This is a genomic window from Oribacterium sinus, from assembly GCF_963553175.1.
In the GTDB taxonomy this organism is placed as follows: Bacteria; Bacillota; Clostridia; order Lachnospirales; family Lachnospiraceae; genus Oribacterium; species Oribacterium sinus_B.
The window spans coordinates 1-4,078 of the sequence record NZ_CAUVME010000072.1 but is presented as its reverse complement, the minus strand read 5'-3'; the positions used below and the strand labels follow the sequence as shown (position 1 = coordinate 4,078).

Genomic DNA, 4,078 nt, shown 5'->3' with positions numbered 1-4,078 from the left:
TGGCTGAAGGAGTATTTAATTCCTTAGAAACCAGTAAAAGCTTGTCATAAAAATGCTCGATGGAATTCTCCAAGCTCCTACCATGGCTTCCGCCAAACTGGAAGCAGCGAGCAATACCGATAGCGCCAATCGCTTCCAGACGGTCTGCATCCTGCACAATTTTTCCCTCAATAGTCTCCGGAACCTTTCCTCTATTTTTGCTAAAAGAAACGGAATCGATATTCCCGCATATTTCCTCAATTCGCTCTTCGGAAAGTCCCTCCTGCTGCAAAAAACTTCTGGCATTGGCATTATTTTCCGTATGGAAAAGCTTATGGTCATCGCAGTCATGTAGGAGGGCGGAAAGTGCCATAATTTCCTCTTCTCCCTGTCCTTCCATATCGGCAATCATCAAAGCATTTTTATATACTCGCATGCTATGAGCCAGGTCGTGCCCATCTCCATTTCCCTGAAAAAGCTTAGTGATATAGTCTACCGCCCTTTCGATTCTGCTTTCTCCCATACACTTACCCTCTATAATGCCATCGTATTTTCCATAGGCAAACTCGGAAAAGCAATAACATTATTGACAATATTCTGCTCTGCCTCCCAGATGGTAAGCTTTTGCTGCATATTCATCCAACTCTCAACGGAAGTTCCGGTGGCTCTGCTAATACGAATCGCCATTTCCGGACTCAGAGAAACCTTTTCATGGACAAATTCCGAAAGAGCTTTCCTACTAATCCCTAACATTCCGGCAGCTTCTGTAATCGATAAATTTAATGGTTTCAGAACATCCTCAAAAAATACAGTTCCCGGATGTGTCGGTTTTCTTTTCATAGTTGGTCTCCTTACTTCACTCAATGATAATCTTGATAATCCACTAAATAGGCATCCTGCCCTTCAAAGTAAAATGTCACTCTCCACCTGGGTTTTAACGTAACCTCCTGCGTTACAAATGTCAATCTTTTCCTCCGAACTTTCGCATCTCCTCTATCAAATCATACACTCGCTCTCCGGAAAGAATCATGGTCTTTCTGTCCTGAAAAAAGGTTCCGTAGCGAGCCTCCAGTTGCTGCCAGCGCTCTTCCCTCTCTCTTTCTTCCCGTTCTTTTTCTTCCGTGAAAATGTCGGAAAAGCTAAGCTGTCTTCCTTCATTTTCCTCCAAATGATAAAAACCTTCCCCGATTAGCCGGACTCTGCGCCTGGGAATCTGCTGCAAGAGGGCAGAGGCATTTTTATACAAGGAAAATGCACTTTGGGTGCTTTCGGAAATGAGGGCAGATCGGGTAATGGTTTTCATGTCCGCAAAGGTGATTTTCAGAGAAACCCCTCTTGCATAGAGCCCATAACGTTTTGCTCGATTTTCCACACGGAAGGATAGGAGAAACAGCACATCATCCAAAAAGGAATAGTCCGTCACATCCTCCTGAAAGGTCATTTCTTTACTGATACTTTGGGTATCCTCCGGACGGTAAGGAACCACCTTCCGATGGTCGATACCGTAGGAAAGCTCCAAAAGCATTTTTCCCTGATTTCCCAGAAGGCGAAGGACTTCCTTCTCTTTTTCCTGCAAATCCTTCACGGTATAAATCCCGAAGGAATGAAGCTTTTCCGCCGTTTTTACTCCTACCGTGAAAAGTGCCCGCACATCTCTGTCCCGTAAAAGCTCTACATAATCTTCTCTTCTTTGAATCATAAAGAAGCCGTTGGGTTTCTTCTCTTCACTGGCGGTCTTTGCCGCTGTTTTCCCATAAGCAATCCCTACAGAGCAGGTAAGCTTCAGCTCTTCCGCGACCCGCCTTTGGATTTCCCGCCCGATTTTTTCCGCTTCGGAAAAATCCTTGGCCACCTCCGTTAAATCAAGATAGCCCTCATCCAAGGCAATGTATTCCACCTGCTTGGTATAGCTTTCCAGAATTTCATGGAGCTCCTCTGACACCGCCTTATACTTTTCAAAATCCGGATACAGAAAAACAGCCTTCGGGCAGAGCCGAAAGGCTTCTTTACTGTTCATGGCGGAACGGACACCGTATTTTCTTGCTTCATAATTGCAGGTCGCTACCACGCCTCGCTCCGTGGGTTTGGCGCCGATAATCAGGGGCTTATCTTTAAGAGTCGGATTGTCCCGCATTTCCACGGAAGCATAAAAGGCGTCCATATCCACATGCAAGATGATTTGATTTTCTTGATATTCAGCATATAAAGATTCTTGCATTTTATCAGGCTTTCTTATATTTTACTTCTTTGTTTCTTTAAGTCCGCATTCAATTTGTGACTTCCATTCCATACTTCTTTAAGTCCACTTTTCCGTCCTTCACTTCCACCCCATCTTCTTCCAGGCGTTTTCTCTGCTCATCCTCTCCCCCGAAGGCAAATGCGGGAGCAAGTTCCCCCTTGGAATTTACAACCCGGAAGCATGGAATATGCTCCGGATCCGGATTCTTATGCAGGGCATTTCCCACTGCACGAGACATCTTTTTATTTCCCGCCATTTCCGCAACCTGGGCATAAGTGGCTACCTTGCCCTTAGGAATCTTCTTCACCGCCTCGTAAATCCTTTTTGTGGGAGAATCGGAAATGAGGCTGTAGCTTTCCGAAATCATTCTCCGAAGCTCTTCCTCAGGAATACTTCCGTCTAAAATAATCGTATTCCAATGCTCTTTATTCTGGTGATACGCAGGCTGTACCGCAGGATAAACTCTTCTCCAAAAATCCCGCCATTCCGGATGTACCTTCACATTCAGGTTCACAAAACCATTTCTTTCGTAGATAAGCAGAAAAGCCTTTTTATTTTCCCGAAAACGAATCAGCTCCCAATCTGCCGAACGGAAAGGACGGTCTATATAGCTATCCGGAAAGGATAGACCGAATGCAATGGCTTCTTCTTTTGTTTTCATACTTTACAATTCACTCCTATTTGTTCTGCGATTTTATTCTTGTACTCACAAAAGAGGCAAATACTCTACTCGGATTTTCTTTCTATTTTTTCCATTTCCATAAAAAGTACAGTCAGAGCCCTATAATCCAGATACTGCACACCTTCTATTCCTTCCTGAATCATCCTAGCTAGCTTGCTCTTATAATAGCAATCCATTGCTTCTTCTAAGGGAAAATGCAGCTCTTTAGCAATATTTTGAATCAACCTTTCTTCTAAATTTTCTTGATAAAACTGCTCTAAAGCTTCCTCTGTCATGATTTTAACTCCTCTGCTGAAACAAATTTTAAAAGTTCATCAACTGCTCTTTGAGAAATAAATGCTATCTGATCATAATTTGGATACACACGAATTTCTTTTATCGCTCTTTCTTTATCCCATATCCCTTGATGGTACATATCCACCACTCGAAAAACTCTATCATTTGCAACTTTTCCAATGATAATGTCAAATTGCAAATAATCCTTTTTCCCCTCACGACAATTACACACAAAATCAATCCAAGAGTCCAAATCCTCTCCGAAATCTTTCACATTTAAATCTGTTTTATCCAAACTAAGCTCATAGCTATTAATCATCGGACTTCCTGTCAATAAGTCTGCTCTACGTTTTGCCCACTTCTGTGCCTGTTCTTTTACCGTAGTCACATAAAATCCGGAACCAAAATCCAAATTTCGAAGGCTATGTTTTACGTCAGGATTTTCTACACGCTGATTAGAACCATGAAATACTATCATACTATCACCTCTTTTTGGGCAAGATATTCTTCGATATCCTTCACAACAAAATCAGTACTTTGCGTATGTAAAATATCATAATTCGGAATCAGGTAATGATTAAGGCATCCACTCTGTTTTAACGCAAAATATACCTGTGCAGCCGTCTTTCTCCAACGATTTGCACAAGCATGAATCATGTAAATAATAAAAGAAAATACCTCTTGATTCAAAATTTCCTCCTTCAAATTAATTCATTTTCTACCGGTTTCATTTCTCTGCTTTGTTGGAATGCTTTTTCGGTCAAATCTATTTTATCAATCCTCTTTCACCCATTCTATAATTAAGTTAAACTCCATATTTTCTTTAAATTTCTAATCCCTCACATATAGCGGTTCCTCAGTCCTTGCCCCCTTTGCAAAATCTCCTCTCTGCAAGGTCACAA

7 protein-coding genes are annotated in these 4,078 nt (G+C 42.0%); all 7 read right to left on the bottom strand.

The features are described 5' to 3' along the window. Positions 1-502: HD domain-containing protein (locus RYO92_RS10920; RefSeq protein ID WP_315370400.1), on the bottom strand; the 502-nt coding region annotated here is incomplete at its 3' end. A gap of 11 nt (positions 503-513) precedes the next feature. Then, on the bottom strand, positions 514-819 hold the full coding sequence (locus RYO92_RS10915) for a HigA family addiction module antitoxin (protein WP_315370399.1): 306 nt from the start codon (positions 817-819) through the stop codon (positions 514-516). 121 nt (positions 820-940) lie between these two features. Continuing rightward, positions 941-2,197, bottom strand: a complete 1,257-nt coding sequence (dinB, locus tag RYO92_RS10910) for a DNA polymerase IV (protein WP_315370398.1) — start codon at positions 2,195-2,197, stop codon at positions 941-943. 49 nt (positions 2,198-2,246) lie between these two features. Then, entirely contained in the window at positions 2,247-2,879 is a 633-nt protein-coding gene (locus RYO92_RS10905; RefSeq protein WP_315370397.1) for a methylated-DNA--[protein]-cysteine S-methyltransferase, read from the bottom strand. 65 nt (positions 2,880-2,944) lie between these two features. Further along, entirely contained in the window at positions 2,945-3,175 is a 231-nt protein-coding gene (locus RYO92_RS10900; protein ID WP_315370396.1) for a hypothetical protein, read from the bottom strand. After that, positions 3,172-3,654 (bottom strand): DUF3990 domain-containing protein, encoded by a 483-nt coding sequence (locus RYO92_RS10895; RefSeq protein ID WP_315370395.1) that lies wholly within the window; start codon positions 3,652-3,654, stop codon positions 3,172-3,174. The genes RYO92_RS10900 and RYO92_RS10895 overlap by 4 nt, the downstream gene beginning before the upstream one ends. Next, positions 3,651-3,866 carry a DUF3791 domain-containing protein gene (locus RYO92_RS10890; RefSeq protein WP_315370394.1) on the bottom strand — a complete coding sequence of 72 codons (216 nt, stop codon included), beginning with the start codon at positions 3,864-3,866 and terminating at the stop codon, positions 3,651-3,653. The genes RYO92_RS10895 and RYO92_RS10890 overlap by 4 nt, the downstream gene beginning before the upstream one ends. Positions 3,867-4,078 lie beyond the last annotated feature (212 nt).

Bases quoted from the DNA above. Each gene is read 5' to 3' on its own strand.
- RYO92_RS10915 (WP_315370399.1), bottom strand. From the start codon at position 819: ATGAAAAGAAAACCGACACATCCGGGAACTGTATTTTTTGAGGATGTT.
- dinB (WP_315370398.1), bottom strand. From the start codon at position 2,197: ATGCAAGAATCTTTATATGCTGAATATCAAGAAAATCAAATCATCTTG.
- RYO92_RS10905 (WP_315370397.1), bottom strand. From the start codon at position 2,879: ATGAAAACAAAAGAAGAAGCCATTGCATTCGGTCTATCCTTTCCGGAT.
- RYO92_RS10900 (WP_315370396.1), bottom strand. From the start codon at position 3,175: ATGACAGAGGAAGCTTTAGAGCAGTTTTATCAAGAAAATTTAGAAGAA.
- RYO92_RS10895 (WP_315370395.1), bottom strand. From the start codon at position 3,654: ATGATAGTATTTCATGGTTCTAATCAGCGTGTAGAAAATCCTGACGTA.